We start from the raw sequence: 17,780 nt of genomic DNA on the forward strand, positions 1-17,780 counted from the left end.
TCCTAGCTGAGCTTGGCGCGGATGAAGGCGCTGACCCGGTCGATGATGGTGACCAGCACGACGATGCTGATGATGATGGCGCAGAGGTGTCCGTAATCGTACATGCGCATTGCGGTAGTAAGCTCCAAGCCGATGCCGCCGGCGCCCACCAAACCGAGGATCGTGGCGCCTCGGACGTTGCCTTCGAAGAGGAGCAACGTGTAGCTGACCAGCAGCGGTGCGGCCTGGGGCAGGACGGCGTAGCTGATGATCTGGCGCTTGTTGGCGCCCACGGCGGTCAGGGCTTCCACCGGCCCGGGTTGCACGGATTCCATGGCTTCGGCGTAGACCTTGCCGATCGAGCCCACCGAGCCCAGCACGATCGCGAGGATGCCGGCGAACGGGCCCAACCCAACAGCCGAGACGAACATGAGCGCGAAGATGAGCTCCGGAACGGATCTCAGCACGTTCAGCACAGCCCGGCAGGAGGTGTAGACCCAGCGCGGGGCGATGTTGCTGGCCGCACCGAAGCTCAACAACAGCGAGGCAAGCGCGCCGAGAACCGTGCCCACCAAGGCCATCTGTAAGGTCTCGACGAGCAGCTTGATGATGATGCCGAACTTGTCGAACGTCGGCGGGAAGAGGCGGCCCAGGAAGTTGCCCATATTGGGGATGCCACTGAGGAGTTTGTCGGGGTTGAACCCGGCGCCCATACCGGCCCAGACCAGCACGACGGCGACGATCACCCAGAGCGCAGCGCCGCGTGGCGTGGGGAGGCCGAAGGGGCGGGAAAGCCGGAGACGGTCAGCTTCGGGGAGGCTGGTGTTGATGGTTTTGTCTGCAGGGGCTTCAGTTTTCGAGGAGCTCAGTGTCTGTTCCATAAATCTGGTGCACCTCCTTCTCGGTGATGGTGGTGGCGGGGCCGGCGAAGACGAGTTCACCGGAGTGCAGCCCCAGGACGCGGTCGGCATAACGGCGGGCCAGGCCCACAACGTGCAGGCTCACAACGACGGGGATCTGTTCCTCGCGGGCGATGTCGCGGAGCAGCCCGAGGATGGTGCCAGCGAGCCGCGGGTCCAGCGACGCGACCGGTTCATCGGCCAGGATCAGGCGCGGCTTTTGCATCAAGGCGCGGGCAATCGCGACGCGCTGTTGCTCACCGCCGCTCAGGCTCCGGCACGGCTGCTTGGCCTTATGCGCCAGGCCCACGCGGTCCAGCAGTTCCAGCGCCATGGTCCGCTGCGTCCTGCTGAACGTGCCCAGCATGTTCAACGGCCCGGCCGAGTGGAGCCCGCCGGTCAGCACGTTGGTGAGGGCGGTCAGACGCGGCACCAGGTTGAAGTGCTGGAAGACATATCCGACGTCGGATCGCAGCTCCCGCAGGCCGGTCGCGTTCTGATGGGCTACTGGGCGGCCGGCTACGTCCAGCGCGTCAGCTGTGAAGGGTGCGATCCCGGTGAGGGTCTTCATGAGCGTCGACTTGCCTGAGCCGGAGTGGCCCAGCAGCGCTACGACTTCGCCGGGGTAGACGTCCAGGTCGATCCCGGCCAAGGCAACTTGCTCCCCGTATTGGACCCGCAAGCGACGCGCGCGGACGGTGGGCGTCCCGGCAGGGGCGAGCGCCGCCGTCGTGCTTTCCGTTGGTGACAAGAGGCTCATCGGAGGTCCTGGAGATCCACGCCGATGGACTCGGCTACGTCCACCAGCGGTGCGTAAGTGCTGAACTCGGGGTCCAAAGTGGGTTCGCCGGTGATGCCGAAGGTCTTCGACACCTTCTGGTTGCCGGTCATGAGCGCGGGGAGCTTGGCCTTGAGGGCTTCGCGGGCTTCGTCGTCCAATCCTTTGCGGACCACGATGGAGATGCCCACCGGAATGGGGTCCGATTTGGCGATGATGCCGATCTCGTCTTCCTTGATGACGCCCTTCTGCACGAACGTCGGGTACAGCTGGCGGGCGGTGCAGGCGACGTCTACGTTGCCGTTGGCGAGGGCCAGGACTGCGGAGTCGTGCGAACCGGCGAACGTGCTCTTGTAGTCGGTGCCGTCCGTGAGGCCCGCCTTGGCCAGGAGCGACTTGGGCATGAAGTATCCGGTGGTGGAGCCGGGATCGATGAAGGCAACCTGCTTGCCCTTCACATCGGCCGCGGACTGGATGCCGCTGTCCTTCCTGGCCAGGCAGAAGCTGGCCGGTTCGGTGCTGGCGGGCCAGACCAGGAGCGGATCCACGCTGTCGGTCTTGTATGCGAGGGCCGCAGAGAACTGGCTGAGGACTGCGATGTCCACGGATCCGTTGCGGACAGCTTCGACGACGCCCAGGTAGTCGGCCGGCTGGAGGTTGGTCACGGTGCGGCCTGACGCGTCGCCCACCATGGTGGCGAGGTCGGCCATGATGGCTTGCTCATCGGGATCGTCGGTCCCTGGGGGAGTGGCGAAGACGAGCTCTGTTTTTGGGCTATTGGCGCCGGCCGCGTTGGCGTCGCCGGAGCAGCCAGCGAGTGCGCCGATGGCCAACAGGCCGATGAACGAAGTTGTGATGATGCCTGCACGAGCGTGCATGGTGGTGCCTTCCGTCATGTGTTGGGGTGACGGAATTACGAAACCAGCAGTATCTGAATCGGAATTACGAGACTGCCGTACTTGAAATGGCGGGGAGGTTAACTGTTTGCGCTCGCCGGGAAAGTCCGCCCTGTGACCCCGTTTCGTGACCCGAGGCAACCATGGAGCAGACTTAGGCGGGTGACCGTCAACAAACCCCGCCCCGGCCTCGCGATCGCTGCGCTGAGCCTCGGGACGGCGCTGAATCCGCTGAACTCGTCCATGATCGCCGTCGCGCTGGTGGTCTTGAGGGAGCACTTCGAGCTCGACGTCGCCACGGTCACCTGGGTGATCACCTCGTTCTACCTCGCATCCGCCGCCGGCCAGCCGCTCATGGGCCGGCTCGCCGACCGCTTCGGCCCGCGCCGACTGTTCATGTTCGGCATGGCGCTGGTCGCGGTGACGTGCGCCATCGCACCGTTCCTGCCCAACTTTGCGCTGGTCTGCGTGGCCCGCGCACTCATGGCTGTAGGGACCGCGACGGCGTATCCGTCCGCCGTCGTCATGGTCACCGAACTGAGCCGGCTGGCTGACTTGCCGTCCACGCGGCCTTTGGGCCGGATCCAGATGGCGAACACCTCGGCCGCTGCCGTCGGACCTGTAGTGGGTGGGCTGTTGGTGAGCCTGGTGGGATGGCAGGCGCTGTTCGCGATCAACGTGCCCATCGCCTTGCTGGCCATGATCGTGGTCTACAAAGTGGCGCCGGTGGATTCCGGGCGCGAGACCGGCAAGCTCGGTCAACTGATCCGCGATTCCGATATCCCCGGCATCCTCGCCTTCGTCACCTCGCTGATGCTCGCCATGATGGCCCTGCTCAACGTCATGCCCGGCTACCGCTGGTACCTGCTGGGCGCCGCCACCGTGATCGGCGCGCTCTTCGCCTGGCGCGAGCTGCGCTTCCAGCCGTCGTTCCTGGATCTTCGCCTGCTGGGCCGGAATCGCCCGCTGCTGCTGGTCTATCTGCTGTTCATCGTTTTCAGCGGCGTCTACTACTTCGCCTTCTTCGGCCTGCCGCAACTGCTGCAGGAGGCAGGTCATTACGACGCCGGTGTGGTCGGCCTGCTGATGCTGCCCCTCGCGGCGTTGTCGGTGGTGGTGACGCCTCTGACGGTGAGGTTCATTGAGCGGTTTGGCGTGCGTCCCGTGCTGATCACCGGCGTCCTGATTCTGACCGCTGCGGCTGGGACGCTCGGATTCTTGACCATGACGCTGTGGGCTCCGCTGGTGTTCGTGCTGACGGCGCTCATGGGCGTTCCCTATGGCGTGGTGAGCACTGCCTCCAACCAGGGTCTGTACGTTTCCGCCCGTCCCGAGGAGAGAGGAGTGGCGGCCGGAATCTTCCAGACCTGCCGCTACCTCGGAGCCATCACGGCCACCGTCTTGATCGGTGTCCTCTACGGCCCGGGCGTGAACCAGGCCAACTGGGGAATCATGGTCCTGGTGATGCTGGGACTCAGCGCTGTGGTTCTGGTGCTTGCTGTCATGTGGCGGAAGCCCGCGGCTTAGGGGCTCAGTGGGATCAGCAGCGCCGCCGCGCCTGCGATCGACAGGGCTGCGCGCAGGTGGTTGGCCGGAACCCAGCCCCGAAGGAACTGGTTCCAATCCTGGCTGGAGCCTTGGGCCAAGCGGTTGTTGAGCGGCACATTGATCGCCATGGTGGAGAAGAACCCAGCCAGGCAGGCCGCAGCGCCGGCCACCCGGAGCGGCGGTTGGCTTCCGGGATCGACGACGGCGGCAATCACCACGCCAGCGGAGGCGGCGGCGGAGCCGAAGAACAAGATCATGAACGGCGGCGTCACGGCTTTGAGATTGATGGCGTTCATAGCCGCAACCGCTTCGCTCGCCGGCCGCATCCGTAGGGCGGGCATCACCAGTGCGGAGAAGGCGAAGTAGAAGCCGCCCACCAGGGCCGAACCCGTTCCGGCCGCTACGGGAAGCCAGGTGCTCAAAGTTGTCATGCTTCAAGCCTGCCCTCGCTGGAGTAGACGATGAATAGGCAAGGATCCACTTTTCATACGCTGGCGTCTAAGCTGGCCGCATGGACCCCCTCTCGCAGTTCCTCACCGGTCCTCGGGCGCAGGCGGCATTCGCCCTCCGCGTGGTGATGGATCCGCCCTTCGCCATTGACGTCCAGGACCAGGCCGCCCTGACAGTGCTCGTCGTGGTGCGCGGGGAAGCGTGGATCACTGCGGACGGCGCTGAACCTCAACTCCTCCTGCAGGGTCAGGCGGCGACAGTCCGTGGGCCGGAACCCTATATCGTGGCTGATGCTCCCGGTAGGGAACCCACGGTGGTCATCGATCCAGACCAGTCCTGCCGCACCCCCAGCGGCGAAAAGTTGGAGCTTACGTTTTCCCGAGGCGTGCTGACATGGGGCAACAGCGCCGTCGGCGAAACAGTCCTGCTGATCGGCACGTACCAGTCGCCGGCGGCCGTGGGCCAGTTGGTCACGTCAGTGCTGCCCAGGCTGGCGGTCTTCGGGGACGAAGACCTCGACGGCGGCCTGTTGGGGATGGTGGAACGCGAACTCACGCATCAACGGCCGGGACAGGAAAGCGCGCTGGACAGGCTCCTGGATCTTCTCCTGCTGAACTTGGTGCGTGCCTGCGTGGACCGGGGAGACGCACTTCAGGGAACGTGGGCAAACGCGGTCCGAGAACCCGTGGTTGCCCAGGCCCTCGAACTCCTGCACCAGGAGCCGGCGGTGCCGTGGACCGTGGCCGGGCTGGCGCAGAGGTGCCACGTCTCCAGGGCCACCATGGCCGCCCGCTTCCGGGCCGCCGTCGGGCAGTCACCTATGGCGTATCTCAGCGCATGGCGATTGGCGCTGGCTGCCGACAGCTTGGCCTCCGGCAATGCGACTACTGCAGTCATCGCGGAGGAGGTCGGCTACAGCAACGCGTTCACGTTCAGTGCCGCATTTTCGCGTGAGTACGGCGTCAGTCCGAGCGGCTACCGGCGGTCCGCACAAGCGGCAAGCAGTCGAATGGAAGGCGCGGGTAAATCATCTGCAGGGGACCGGCGCCGGTGAGCGTCGCGAAATGTAGCATCTGAAGGAGGCGGCCAATAACCGTGTACTTCGGAGAAAGCGGAACACCATGTCACCCAGTCCCGATGGAATCGCCACTACCGTCAGCAAGACGTTCAGCCGCACCACGCAGGTGTCCACCACCGTCAACGCCAGCCCAGCCGCCGTGTGGAAGTTGCTGACCACGGCCTCGGATTACCCGCGGTGGAACTCCACGATCGTTTCGTTGGAGGGCGAGATCAAACCCGGATCAACCATTCAGCTGGTCTCCACGCTGGATCCCAACCGCACGTTTAAGCTCAAGGTCAAGGAATTCGAGCCCTCCAGCCGGCTGGCCTGGGGTGATGCGATGGGAACCCGCGTCTATACGCTCACGGAAACCAATGGCGGGGGGACCCTGTTCGAGATGAACGAGCGCATCGGCGGGCCGATCTTCCCGCTGTTCGCCAATAAGATCCCGTCGTTCGACGCCAGCTTTGAACAGTTTGCCGCCGATCTGAAAGCTGCCGCCGAGAACACCGTCTGACTTCAGATGCGGGGCCTCTTGACTAAATAACTGAGTGAGCTCATAATTGAGTTAAGTCAGTTAATCAGTCATTGGAGAACCCCCATGAAAGCCTTCGTCCTCAACCAGTACAAGGAACCCCTGCAGCAGGTCGACGTCCCGGAGCCGGTGCTCGGGGACCACGATGTGCTGGTTGAGGTTCACGCAGCCGGCCTGAACCAGCTGGACGAGAAGATCCGATTGGGGGAGTTCAAGCAGATCCTCCCGTACAAGCTGCCGCAGGTTCTTGGCCATGATGTGGCCGGTGTTGTCCTGAAGGTGGGGCCGGCGGTGCGGTCCTTCACGCCCGGCGACGAGGTCTTTGCGCGCCCCGGCAAAGACAGCATCGGCACGTTTGCGGAGCGCATTGCCGTCGCCGAGGAAGACCTGGCCATCAAGCCGGCCACCATCAGCATGGAGGAAGCGGGCTCGCTTCCGCTGGTGGCTTTGACAGCGTGGGCAGGCGCTGGTGGAGCGCGGGAACGTTGGCCCAGGCCAGAAGGTCTTCATCCATGCCGGCGCCGGGGGAGTGGGCTCCATCGCCATTCAGCTGGCCAAGTACCTGGGCGCCACCGTGGCTACCACGGTCAGTGCCGGGAACAAGGACTTTGCCCGTGAGCTCGGCGCAGACGTGGTCATTGACTACCGCACCGAGGACTTCGTAGAGATCCTTCATGACTACGACCTGGTCCTGGACAGCCTTGGCGGCGAGAACCTGGAGCGGTCCCTGAAGGTCTTGAAGAAGGGTGGCAAGGCTATCGGCATCGCGGGTCCGCCGGATGCCGGCTTCGCCCGTCAGCTGGGTGGAAACCCTGTGCTGCTGGGTGCGATGACGCTGCTGAGCTCGGGTATTCGCCGCAAGGCCCGCCGTCTGGGTGTCACCTACGAATTCCTCTTTATGCGCGCCGACGGCGGCCAGCTGAGGGAAATTGCGGCACTTATCGACGCTGGTGAGATCAAGCCGGTACTGGGACGCGTAGTGCCGTTCGATCAGACGGCCGATGTCCTGGCTGCCCTGGAAAAGGGCGGCGTCCGCGGTAAGACCGTCGTCAGTCATCTCTAACCCCAAACCAACACCCCGACAGGACAAACATCATGAGCAGTGAACAACAGTCATATCTGCAGGTTCCAGCGAAGACAGTGACGACCGGCGGCGTCACGTACGCGTACCGGGAGATGGGGCCCAAGGGCGGGGTTCCAGTGGTCTTCCTGATCCACCTCGCCGGGACCATGGACAACTGGGATCCGCGCATCATTGATCCCATCGCCGAGAAGCACCACGTCATCACCTTCAGCAACCGCGGAGTGGGCGCGTCCACGGGTAGCGTTCCGGACAGTATCGAGAGCATGGCCGACGACGCTGCTACCTTCATCCAGGCCCTTGGCTATCCGCAGGTGGATCTCTTCGGATTCTCTCTCGGCGGCATGATCGCCCAGACGCTGATCCTCAAGCACCCGGGGCTTGTTCGCAAACTGGTGCTCGCCGGCACGGGCCCTGCCGGTGGGGAAGGCATTCAGAACATCATCGGAATCACCTACTACGACATTCTCCGGGCCACCCTCACCCGGCAGGACTCCAAGGAGTTCCTCTTCTTCAACAGGAACGCGGCCGGTAAGCCTGCTGCCCGGGCCTTCATCAATCGCCTCAAGGAACGCACCACCAACCGCGAGGCACCCTTCAAGCTCGGCGCATTCCAGACGCAACTGAAAGCCATCCGCCGGTGGGGATTGTCGCCGTCGGCCGATCTGGGAGTCATCACCCAACCGACGCTGATCGCCAACGGTGACAACGACCGCATGGTGCCCTCGGTGCTTTCAAGTGACATGCACCGCCGGATTCCGGGCAGCGAACTGGTCATCTACCCCGACTCAGGGCACGGTGGGATCTTCCAGTTCCATGACAGGTTTGTCCCTGTAGCGCTCGAATTCCTGGGCCGCTGATGTGGCGCCCGCTGATGCTTCGGCCCGCTGAAGCCTCAGCCCGCTGATACGGTAGCTGAATGCAGCCTGCGCCCCAGACCCTTGGCCGACGTGAGCGGAATAAGCAGGAGAAGCTTGACCGCATCACGGCGGCAGCCCGTGAGCTTTTCACCCAGTACGGAGTGGACGAGGTCACCACCCAGCAAGTAGCTGAAAAGGCCGACGTCGGTTCGGGAACCTTGTTCCTGTACGCCAAGACCAAGGCGGAGCTGCTTCTGCTGGTGCACAACGTCAAGTACGCCCAAGCGCTGACAAAAGGCGTGGACGCAGCGGCCGCTGAAACGGCTGTGCTCGACGCGGTGATGGCCATCATCCGCCCCATCATCGAGTGCAACCGCGTCCAGATCGAGAACGGCCGCACCTACCTGAAGGAAATCGTTTTCGAGGATCCCGCCGAGCCGCACCACGCAGAAGCGCTGTCCCTCACCATGCGCACGGAAGAAGCCATTGCCGACGTCCTGGGCCGCGACGAGCAACTGCTTGCCCGTGACCCCGCCAAGCTGGCACGGATCATCTCCGCGATCATGTTCATCAGCATGACGTCCTCGGCCACCAAAGAACTGACAGACGCCCAGGTTGGCGACGAGATCCGGGATCAGATCAGCGTGCTCCTGGGCGCCTGACTTCTTAGCTTTGGCGGTCCTTAGCGGTTGAGGAAGGCCTCGTGCTGGCGGTGGGCTTCGGTCACTTGCTCGCGGATCTTGTCCACGTCCTTGGCCTTGTTCCGATACTTGAGCGGCATCTGGACGATCTGCGCCTCCTCAGCGGTCAGCGCGCGGTAGATGCGTTCGCGCTCGTTGGCGTCAGCGGTGTAGTCGAGGTCCAAGTAATCGACGGCGTGGCGGCGGGCGTTGTTGATGGCCGTCTGGGCCTTGCCCGCTGGGCTGATCAGGGAGAGCACCACGGTGACGATCAGGACGCCGATGATGACGCTCAGCGAGAGGCCGGTGGTGATCTCGATGACGTTGACGTGCACGCCGTCGTTGATGAACGGCAGGTTGTTCTCGTGCAGGGCGTGGAGGATCAGCTTGACGCCGATGAACGCGAGGATGGCTGCCAGGCCGTAGGAGAGGTAGATGAGGCGGTCCAGCAGGCCGTCGATCAGGAAGTAGAGCTGGCGCAGGCCCATCAGTGAGAACGCTGTGGCGGTGAAGACGATGAACACGTTCTGCGTGAGGCCGAAGATTGCCGGGATGGAGTCAAGCGCGAACAGGATGTCCGTGCCGCCGATGGCCACCATGACCAGGAGCATGGGAGTCAGGGCACGCTTGCCATTCACGACAGTGAAGAGCTTGTCGCCGTCGTACTTATCCGTAGTGTGGAAGAGCTTTTTGGCGAGCCGGATGATGAAGTTGTTGGCTTGGCCGTCACCGTGGTCGCCGGGCTTGAGTAGGTTGCCTGCCGTGAGCAGCAGGATGAGGCCGAAGATGTAGAACACCCATGCGAACGAATTGATCAGCGCGGCGCCCAGGAAGATGAAGCCGGTGCGGGCGATCAGCGAGAACACGATGCCGAAGAGCAGGACCTTCTGCTGATCCTCACGCGGCACCCGGAAGCTCGCCATGATGATCAGGAACACGAACAGGTTGTCGACCGAGAGGGCCTTCTCCGTGATGTAGCCGGCGAAGTACTCGGACCCCATTTGGCCGCCGCCGAAAATCAAGACGAGGATGCCGAAAACTATCGCGAGTCCCACGTAGATGGAGGACCAGATGGCCGCTTCCTTGAGTGAGGGGACGTGTGCCTTGCGGATGTGGAAGAAGTAGTCGAAGGCCAGAAGCGCCAGAATGACGACGATGGTGATGCCCCAGATGAGGGGAGAGACGGTCATATGATCCTGCTTTCGTGAGGCGCGCGAGTGGTGTTGCTCACCGAGGGTCAAACTCTTTGTCTAAATTTACCGGGAGTGGTGGGGCGGGCGCTAACTAGAACGTCATGGGAAAGTACTTGACAATATGGAAAGTACTTTCCTAGAGTGGGCTTATTGATCCGCACAACTTTGGGGGAACCATGAACGAGACCACCGGCAACATGTCAGCAGCTGAAGCACGCGAACTCCTTGCGAAAGCCGACTCAGTGGGTGCTACATCCATCAACGCAGCGGCTTGGCCCGTGGCCGTCATGTTCACCAGCCTGGCCATCATGGGCTCGCTGCTGATGATCGGGATGCACATTGTGTTGGTCGCCGGCTACGGCGCCGCTCTGCTGGCATGTTCCGTTGGCGCCTGGGGTGCCATCACCGCGTGCGTCTGGCCCATGTTCCAGCGGTCCACTAAGGCCGGATTCACCAAACGGTTCGTGACATCGCTGATCGGGTACTTCGCGCTGTACGTCGTAGCCCTAGTGGTTGGTGCATACTTCTTCCGCGACGGAAACCTGTGGTTCTACATTCCGGCCGCTATCGCCTTGGCTGCCATTGGCCTGGCCGCCGCCTTCCGCGAGCTGCGCGCATGAGCACGCCGGCGGAACACCCGCGCCACCAGCTCAACGAGCTAGTGCACTCTCCGGTTCGTTTCTCCATCATGGCTGCACTGGCAAAGGCGGAGTCCTTGGACTTCAAAGACCTTCGCGACGCCATCCAGGTCAGCGACTCCGTCCTCAGCAAGCAGCTTTCCATCTTGGAGAAGGCTGAGTTCGTGAAGATCAAGAAAAGCTTCGCCGGGAAGTTTCCGAGGACTTCCGCAAGTTTGACCGTTGCGGGGCGGGACGTGTGGGCGGCGCACTTGCAGACGCTGCGGGAGATTGCGGGCGGCTGAGGGTTTGTCTTATTAGTTCACGACGGCGGCTGGTTGCGTAGGTGGGTTCAGCCTCCGGAGGCCAGCTGCCACTGGTCATCATTGTGCGGCTGGTGCCAGAACTGCCGTGGGCCCTCCGTTTCGCGGGCCACGTCCGTGAGCCAGAAGGTGCTGCCAGGATCCCACCCCGCGATGACGGTTGCGGTGTCTTCGTCTGTTTGTAGGGCACGGCCGGCAGCGCTGAGGTAGCCGGCGACAGTGAGGTGAACGRCATCCCACGTGCTGGCCGCTTGCTCCCAGTCGGGGATGACCCAGCGGCCATGGCGGCCGGTGGTGCGGAACCAATCGTGACGACGGGATGCTGTGACTTCCAACGGGAACGCCCGGCACAGGTTAATCCAGTCTTCTTCTGTGGTGATCTCCAAAATCCTGCCTGTTCCGGCGACGGGGATAACCGTGGCTTCCTCCCACCCGAGGGAATCTTCAACCAGGCTGAGCCCCTCAGGGATCCGCGCCACCGTGTGGATCAGGCCATGGGGGATCGACCACCATTCCCCACTGAAGTTGGCGCGAGGGTCTCGTGGTCGATCCTTGGCTGCACGAAACTCCTGGGCCCGTTCCTTTCGTGCCCACTCGGCCAGCGTGTGCTGCGGGTTTCGGGGGAGCTGCGTGGGATCGTCCGCTGAGCGCCAGTCGATGGCCCACTGCGCGGGTTGTGCCTTCTGGTCCCACCACTGGGTTGCGGGTTTTCCTTTGAGGCTCTTGGCGATATGCGCCAGGGACTCAGTGATTTCCTGGGTGACGGCGAGGAAGTCCTCGCCGTCGGGTTCCTGCCAGTACCTGGCGGTGTCCACTGCGCGCTGAAGTGCATAGTGAACCAGCTCGTCAGTGACACCTTTGAGGTCCAGGGACGTGATCATGCCCGCGAGCTCACCCATGGTCGACTCCGGTAGTGGAGGCGGCGCCTCGCCGGAGGGATTCATGGTCAACATCCTTCGTGACCTGCCGGCGCCAGGGTCGAGGTTGTATCCGAGGTGGAAGACGGCGATCCGGATGTCCTGGTCAATTTCCATCGCGAGTTCAAGGCAAAGGCGACGGCCACGCGGCCCATTTAGCAATTTCTCGATGTCCGGCTCCATATTCTCATCCTTGCAGCTGATAACCCTGGCACGCTGAATCACGACGCCGGAACCCGCCTTGGCTGCCTGCACCTTGAGCAGGCTTTCAACGCGTTACTGTCCGTCCAAACCCCAAGTTGTGAGACCGCCGCCAGGGCAAGAAACCAAGAGCAATCCCTCTGGCCCATTGAGCGTCCAGGCTTCGTACTGTTCATCTGGCGAAACCTCAACGGTGCTACCGTCGGCGAAGTCAACATGTAGGTTTCCGCGGTCGTCAGCGCACCCCGCCGTGACTGAGGAACGTGCGATCGAGAGTGCAGGCCCCAGCAAGGAAGGATCCCCGGCGGCATCAAGGCGATGACTTAGGCCGGAAGCTGTCGTGTAGATGAATTCATTCTCGATTCTCAGGACAATGCCGGCCTGTGTGTGGATGCTGAAGGCATAGTCGACCATGCAACGGACAATCTCGTCCGGCCCGGATGTCGTGGGCCATGCCCAAAGTACGCGTGAGGGCTTCATTGGCTCGCCGCTCATGGTCGCATCCACTTCTGAATCTCCGGTTCCGCTGCGTCCATAAAACGAATGACCACCTGCATGGCGTCGGGTTCCCCACCCCACCCGTCGTAGGCATCATATGCGTCATCTAGGTCAACCAACTCCTGCGCGATGAGGTGTCCTTCGTGACCGACAACCCGGTGTGCCCACGATGCGAGGTCCCGTAACGGCAGGATTCCTTTGATGGCTCGGCTGGCGTAATGGTAAGCCGCCACAAGCTGGGCATCGTCTTTTGTCATGTCACCCGTCGCCACGTCAAGCTCTTTGAGAGCATCGTCGATGAGGACCCCAAGCTCGAACACGTTGATGTGAAGCGAAGCGCCGGCAAGCTCGCGAAGTGCCTGGCCGTCGTGCCCTTCGACCAGCGCATTCGTCGCAGCCGAGATGGCTGCTGCTGTCGCATCCTGCCGGATAATCCACGAAGCTCGTGCGGCAATCAGGGCGAGAGTAGCTGAGCCCAACGTCTAGAACGTCTTCCGCAAGCGCATGCCACTACTCAAACCGGCCAACCGAGGCTTCGCGTAGACCCACACGACAACGCCGAACAGCGGCACCACCAAGAACAGCAGCACCCACATGATCCGGGCAATTTGATCGAGACTGTCCTGCCGTAGGACATCGAAGATCGCCCAAATGTTCGCTCCCATAACGAACACCGCGGACAGTCCCGCCAGCGACGCCAAGACCCATTCCCAAGCTTCCATGTCATCCCCCTGAACCAGCAGCTTCCGTACAAAGTAGCACCCGCGCTGCAAACGTACGACGCCGGAGCCTGCCTTGGTGCCCGCCGTTTAGTGGCCTTTCGGTTGGGTCAGATCAGCGCAGTCATGACGTTCCAGCCTTCCCCGATCTTCTTCCGTGGTTCGAGGTGGCGGCTTCCCACGCCAGGGTAGAGCCAGAGGTCTCCGGCGGCGTCGCGGGCGATGATCTGTGAGTAACCTGGGTAGTTGCCGTCGAATCTACCGGTGGAAATGATCGCCGTCATGGCGTTCCAGCCTTCGCCTACCTGCATACGCGGCAGCCAACCGCCCTTGCCGTCGCCAGGGTAGAGCCACAGCCGTCCGCCGGTGTCGCGGGCCAGGACGTCCCGCTTGCCGTCCTCGTTGAAGTCACCGCGGCCGATCAGGGCTGTCATCACGTTCCAGCCGACACCGATTTGGCTCCGGGGTTTCCAGCCGCCGGCGTGATCGCCGGGGTACAACCAGAGCCGGCCTTCAACGTCTCGGGCGATGACGTCCGCACAGTAGTCGCCGTCGAAGTCGCCAGGACCCATGATGGCGGTCATGGCGTTCCAGCCGACCCCAACTTTGGTTCGTGGTTTGAGGTACCCGGCGCCCGTTCCAGGGTAGAGCCACATGTCGCCGTTGGTATCGCGGGCAAGAATGTCGTCGTTGAACTCGCTTTGGAACTTACCCGCACCGATGATTGCGGTCATCACGTTCCAGCCCTCGCCCATCTTGAAGGGCGGCTTCTTCCAACCGCCCTTGCCGTCGCCGGGGTACACCCATAGATCACCTGCGGTGTCGCGGGCCAGGACGTCGTCAAAGTAACTGGTGTTGATGTCGACGCGGTCCCAGTTATTTGTTGGGACGCTTGACGCGCGTATTCCCGGCTGGCCTGCCTGTGCTGGAAGGGCAGTTGTGCCCAAGAGCAGGGCCGCGACGGCGGCCAGAGTTGTCCCTACGAAAAGTGGGCGCCTTCGATTGTTGGGTGTTTTATGGCAGGAATTCTTGGTCGACCTTGATTGGAACATCACTGTTACCCCCAGTAGCAACGCGGTCATCAAACGATTCACCGGAGCTTAGTCCTGTTGCGTGGCTTTTGTTAGGGGTGGAGGTTCGACCGGTCCGTCACCCATCGCCGGGTAACGCTGAAGTCCGCATGTTCATACCTGTGCATGTCGTTGCCACAAACGCACACCCCGCAAGAAACTCCTTGAGGAAACCCACTCAATGAGGAGCCCCACTTGCACCCACAACCCATAGCCAGACGTCTGGCAGCAATAGCCGCTTCAACCGCACTAACGGCAGCAGTGCTGGCAACCGGGATCGCAGCCAGTCCAAACGCAACCGCAGCCGAACTTCCCCCGCCGCCCACCGGCGTCGTCTATGCCAGCGACGTTCCGTGGTCGAGTATGACCAACGGTTGGGGACCGGCGGAACTGGACATGAGCAACGGTGGCCAAGCGGCGGGCGATGCGAATCGCCGGCCGTTGACCATCGGCGGCACTGAGTACCCGAAGGGCATTGGTACCCACGCGGCGTCGTCCATTACGTACAACCTTGGTGGGCTATGCCGGCAGTTCCTCGCCCAAGTTGGTGTGGATGACACTCAGGGTGACCGCGGTCGAGTGGACTTCAAGGTGTTGGTTGATGGCATCGAGCGCTTCGCAGGAGAGCGGAAGGGGACGGACGGAGCCCTGCCCGTCAACGTCAACCTGCAGGGCGGCAGCACGCTGCAGCTCAAGGTGGAGACCGGCCCGGAGGGGAACGGCAACGATCACGCCGACTGGGCCGATGCCAAAATCAACTGCTCGGACGCGTTCATCGCAGCACCGCTGCGGGTCGAGGGCTCAGCCGGGACCAACCTCAACGGGCTGGTCCCCGGAACGCCAGCTACCGTCGTCGTGCGTGACCTCAAACCGCTCAGCCCCGTCAGCCTGAACCTTCGCGGCGAAAAAGTGGCCGACGCCGTTGCTGACGCCGCCGGGGCGGCCACCATCACCTTTGTGGTGCCGGCCGGAGCCGCAGGCGGGGCGACGGAACTGGTCGCCACCGGGACGGGACCCTTTGATGTGGTCAGCACGGGCAAAATCGGCGTGCTCATTGTTGAGATCAGTGATGAGAAGTTCCACGTGGATTGCTCCGCCGTGGGTTCGGGTGACGGCAGCCAAGCCAGCCCCTTCAACTCGATAGCGCAGGTCAACGGTCACGGCGCGTTCAACGCCGGCGAGTCGATCCTTTTCCGCGCAGGCACCAACTGCATTGGTGCGCTGACGCCGGTAGGTACGGGTGTAGCCAACCATCCCATCACGCTCTCCAGCTACGGTGACGGCGCGAAGCCCACCATCAACGGTGGCGGTGCAGTAGCGGCCATCCAGATCACGAATGCCAGTCACTGGACCGTCAGTGGCCTGCATGTCGTGAACCCGTCGGACACTCCCGTCCGCAGGGTTGGGATCCTGTTTGAGAACAGTGGAACCGCGCAGACCGCCGGAATTGTGGTCACGGGAAACCACGTGGAGGACGTGGCAGGGTGGCGGAATAAGGCCACGAACGGCGCTGGTTTCGCCCAGTCGGCCGGCATTGTGGTGCGTACGTGGGGCAAGGGATCGGTGGACGGCATCACCATCACCGACAACGAGGTCAACGACGCCGCCGGCGGTGGAGTGAAAATCTCAGCCCCGGACACCACTGAGCTCTACAACACCAAGGTCTACGTTGCGCGCAACAAGATCCACGACGTGGGCGGCGACGCGATTGTGATCCATAACTCGGACGCGCCGCTGATTGAGTACAACAGCGGGCTCAACCTTGGCCAGGGCGCTCATCCATATGAGGGCGGCAACTTTGCCGGCATGTGGCCGTACAACTCCAAGAACCCGGTGTTCCAGTTCAACGTGGTGGGTAACAGCAGCACCTCCACGTACGACTCCACCGCCTGGGACTGCGACATGAAAATCGTGGGAACCTGCCTCTTCCAGTACAACTACTCCTACGGGAATGCCGGCGGCTTCTACCTCAACTGCGTGTCCAACTGCGGCGGCGGCGCAACGGCCGCGAACGTGGTCCTGCGCTACAACGTGGCACAGGACGACTGCCGTCTGGGCGGCAGCAGCAGCGGTACCGGCAAGCACTACATCCACAACAACACCTTCTACTGCCCGTCCCGCGTGTTTTTGGATGACATGACCGGCCCACGCGAGGTCAGAAACAACCTGTTTGTGGCACCGGGTGGTGTTCTTAGATCCGCTGCTGCTGTGTATGCGAACAACGCGTACTTCGGCGGTATTGTCCCGCCCTCTGGAGAGACGGGGTCGGTGCTGGGCGATCCTAAGTTGGTTGCCGGTGGCAGCGGCCAGACAACTCTGGATGTCCCCGGGTACCGGCTTGCTTCCGGGTCGCCGCTGATCGGCGCTGGTGTTCAGATTAACGACGACGGCGGCAGGGACTTCTTTGGTAACCCCACCACCGGTGCCGGTTCCGTCGGGGCACCGAACATCGGGGCCTACCAGGGGTCTGGTGTTGCGCCTTCAGCGTTGCCGTTTGCTTCGTTGGTGAACCAAACATCAGTTGCCAATGCAGCCAATCCACGGAATGGAGCTGTGACTTCCGATCGCCGGACATTCTCGGAAGAGGCGTTGGCGGCCGCCGGGCTTGGCTCGGGCGAGCCGTACTCGGCATTTGGGGTTTCCTCCGTGTGGCATCCGACGGCTGTGGGGACGCCGGATACGTTGAAAGCTGCTGGTCAAGAAGTGGCTCTGTCCGGCCGCGGGCGGACCTTGCTGGTGACGGGGTTCTCCACGGGCAGCATGTCCTCCGGAGTGGCGACAGTCCACTTCACAAATGGGCAAAGCATGACCGTGACGATTTCGCTGCCGAACTGGCTCTCCGGGGTTGCTACGGACACTTCGGTGGTTGCGGCCGAGTCGGCCTATCACCAACGGCACACGCAGGCTTACATCGGTGGGCCGTCCACGGTAGTGCGGGTGGATGAGCCGGCACGCGTCTTCGCCACGAAGATCGACATTCCGCCGGCGTTTGAGGTGTCCAGCGTGACGTTGCCGCAGGGGAGCGCGCTGGTTAATGAGGGGCTGAACATTATGGGTATTGCTGTGGGTAATGTGCCGCCGGGCTTGAGTTAGTCTCCTTGGTTGGTTGAGAGCCGAGTGTGGGATCCGCTGGAGGGGCGGGTCCCACATTTGTTTCATCGTGGGGTGCTAATGAAGGCGGTGCCCGGAAGAGGCCATCCCGGTTCCCTCGCGAACCCCTAGACGCGGCTATCGGCCACTCATTTTTGGGTGTTTCGGCACCTAGTTTCGCTCTGACAGCACCTAGTCAGGAGTATTTCGCCACCTAGTCGGCACATGGCGGGCGCACAATATGCGGGTCAACAAAGACCGTTCTTCACTAGGAGGAAGCATGACGTCGGAGCAGGCAAACAGACATTTCGTGGCCTTCCAGCGCAAGCATCTGGTGAAAATGGCCAATGTGTAGGGCTAAACGGTTCTCTCTATGTCTGTCCTTG

The 17,780-nt window shown here is 62.6% G+C and carries 18 protein-coding genes and 1 pseudogene; 9 read left to right on the forward strand and 10 right to left on the reverse strand.

The genetic code is table 11. From position 1 onward, the window contains the following. Positions 1–2 precede the first annotated feature (2 nt). From phnE to phnD, 3 genes are read right to left on the reverse strand one after another with little or no spacing between them, the layout of a single operon-like run. Complete coding sequence (gene phnE / locus AB4Y77_RS05655; RefSeq protein WP_442013219.1) at positions 3–860, reverse strand: phosphonate ABC transporter, permease protein PhnE; 858 nt, start codon at positions 858–860, stop codon at positions 3–5. Continuing rightward, entirely contained in the window at positions 829–1,638 is an 810-nt protein-coding gene (gene phnC / locus AB4Y77_RS05660; RefSeq protein ID WP_442013220.1) for a phosphonate ABC transporter ATP-binding protein, read from the reverse strand. Before phnC ends, phnE begins: the two co-directional genes overlap by 32 nt. Next, a complete protein-coding gene (gene phnD / locus AB4Y77_RS05665; RefSeq protein ID WP_442013221.1) occupies positions 1,635–2,534 on the reverse strand; it encodes a phosphate/phosphite/phosphonate ABC transporter substrate-binding protein in 900 nt (299 codons plus the stop codon). The genes phnC and phnD overlap by 4 nt, the downstream gene beginning before the upstream one ends. Positions 2,535–2,714: 180 nt before the next feature. Between phnD and AB4Y77_RS05670 the strand changes: the two genes are divergently transcribed. Beyond that, the gene (locus tag AB4Y77_RS05670; protein ID WP_442013222.1) at positions 2,715–4,079 is read left to right on the forward strand and encodes an MFS transporter; all 1,365 of its coding nucleotides are present in this window, start codon (positions 2,715–2,717) and stop codon (positions 4,077–4,079) included. On the opposite strand, the gene AB4Y77_RS05675 is transcribed toward AB4Y77_RS05670, so the two are convergent. Beyond that, on the reverse strand, positions 4,076–4,531 hold the full coding sequence (locus AB4Y77_RS05675; protein WP_442013223.1) for an anthrone oxygenase family protein: 456 nt from the start codon (positions 4,529–4,531) through the stop codon (positions 4,076–4,078). The genes AB4Y77_RS05670 and AB4Y77_RS05675 overlap by 4 nt on opposite strands. Positions 4,532–4,611: 80 nt before the next feature. On the opposite strand from AB4Y77_RS05675, the gene AB4Y77_RS05680 reads away from it, so the two are divergent. From AB4Y77_RS05680 to AB4Y77_RS05700, 5 genes and pseudogenes are all read left to right on the forward strand, one after another. Next, positions 4,612–5,604: an AraC family transcriptional regulator gene (locus tag AB4Y77_RS05680; RefSeq protein ID WP_442013224.1), complete on the forward strand. Its 993-nt coding sequence runs from the start codon at positions 4,612–4,614 to the stop codon at positions 5,602–5,604. A gap of 67 nt (positions 5,605–5,671) precedes the next feature. After that, on the forward strand, positions 5,672–6,127 hold the full coding sequence (locus tag AB4Y77_RS05685) for an SRPBCC domain-containing protein (RefSeq protein ID WP_442013225.1): 456 nt from the start codon (positions 5,672–5,674) through the stop codon (positions 6,125–6,127). An 84-nt stretch (positions 6,128–6,211) separates the two neighbouring features. Further along, a pseudogene (locus AB4Y77_RS05690) lies at positions 6,212–7,208 on the forward strand (NADP-dependent oxidoreductase). Between the two features lie 32 nt (positions 7,209–7,240). Then, the gene (locus AB4Y77_RS05695) at positions 7,241–8,086 is read left to right on the forward strand and encodes an alpha/beta fold hydrolase (protein WP_442013226.1); all 846 of its coding nucleotides are present in this window, start codon (positions 7,241–7,243) and stop codon (positions 8,084–8,086) included. Between the two features lie 59 nt (positions 8,087–8,145). Then, a complete protein-coding gene (locus AB4Y77_RS05700; protein ID WP_442013227.1) occupies positions 8,146–8,748 on the forward strand; it encodes a TetR/AcrR family transcriptional regulator in 603 nt (200 codons plus the stop codon). Positions 8,749–8,768: 20 nt separating this feature from the next. Here the strand turns inward: AB4Y77_RS05700 and AB4Y77_RS05705 are convergent, their stop codons facing one another. After that, positions 8,769–9,956 (reverse strand): TerC family protein, encoded by a 1,188-nt coding sequence (locus AB4Y77_RS05705; RefSeq protein ID WP_442013228.1) that lies wholly within the window; start codon positions 9,954–9,956, stop codon positions 8,769–8,771. 179 nt (positions 9,957–10,135) lie between these two features. On the opposite strand from AB4Y77_RS05705, the gene AB4Y77_RS05710 reads away from it, so the two are divergent. Continuing rightward, entirely contained in the window at positions 10,136–10,579 is a 444-nt protein-coding gene (locus AB4Y77_RS05710; RefSeq protein ID WP_442013229.1) for a hypothetical protein, read from the forward strand. Continuing rightward, positions 10,576–10,881 (forward strand): winged helix-turn-helix domain-containing protein, encoded by a 306-nt coding sequence (locus AB4Y77_RS05715; RefSeq protein ID WP_442013230.1) that lies wholly within the window; start codon positions 10,576–10,578, stop codon positions 10,879–10,881. Before AB4Y77_RS05710 ends, AB4Y77_RS05715 begins: the two co-directional genes overlap by 4 nt. A 47-nt stretch (positions 10,882–10,928) precedes the next feature. Here AB4Y77_RS05715 and AB4Y77_RS05720 read toward each other — a convergent pair whose 3' ends face one another. The 5 genes from AB4Y77_RS05720 to AB4Y77_RS05740 form a co-directional block, all read right to left on the reverse strand. Continuing rightward, entirely contained in the window at positions 10,929–11,999 is a 1,071-nt protein-coding gene (locus tag AB4Y77_RS05720; protein WP_442013231.1) for a hypothetical protein, read from the reverse strand. Between the two features lie 93 nt (positions 12,000–12,092). Beyond that, on the reverse strand, positions 12,093–12,512 hold the full coding sequence (locus AB4Y77_RS05725; protein ID WP_442013232.1) for a DUF6188 family protein: 420 nt from the start codon (positions 12,510–12,512) through the stop codon (positions 12,093–12,095). Continuing rightward, a complete protein-coding gene (locus AB4Y77_RS05730) occupies positions 12,509–12,994 on the reverse strand; it encodes a hypothetical protein (RefSeq protein ID WP_442013233.1) in 486 nt (161 codons plus the stop codon). Before AB4Y77_RS05730 ends, AB4Y77_RS05725 begins: the two co-directional genes overlap by 4 nt. A 3-nt stretch (positions 12,995–12,997) precedes the next feature. Next, positions 12,998–13,237 carry a PLDc N-terminal domain-containing protein gene (locus AB4Y77_RS05735; protein WP_442013234.1) on the reverse strand — a complete coding sequence of 80 codons (240 nt, stop codon included), beginning with the start codon at positions 13,235–13,237 and terminating at the stop codon, positions 12,998–13,000. A 107-nt stretch (positions 13,238–13,344) separates the two neighbouring features. Next, positions 13,345–14,181: an FG-GAP repeat domain-containing protein gene (locus AB4Y77_RS05740; RefSeq protein ID WP_442013235.1), complete on the reverse strand. Its 837-nt coding sequence runs from the start codon at positions 14,179–14,181 to the stop codon at positions 13,345–13,347. A 318-nt stretch (positions 14,182–14,499) separates the two neighbouring features. On the opposite strand from AB4Y77_RS05740, the gene AB4Y77_RS05745 reads away from it, so the two are divergent. After that, positions 14,500–17,397, forward strand: a complete 2,898-nt coding sequence (locus AB4Y77_RS05745) for an NPCBM/NEW2 domain-containing protein (RefSeq protein ID WP_442013236.1) — start codon at positions 14,500–14,502, stop codon at positions 17,395–17,397. Positions 17,398–17,780 lie beyond the last annotated feature (383 nt).

This window comes from Paenarthrobacter sp. YAF11_1, from assembly GCF_052113445.1.
In the GTDB taxonomy this organism is placed as follows: Bacteria; Actinomycetota; Actinomycetes; order Actinomycetales; family Micrococcaceae; genus Arthrobacter.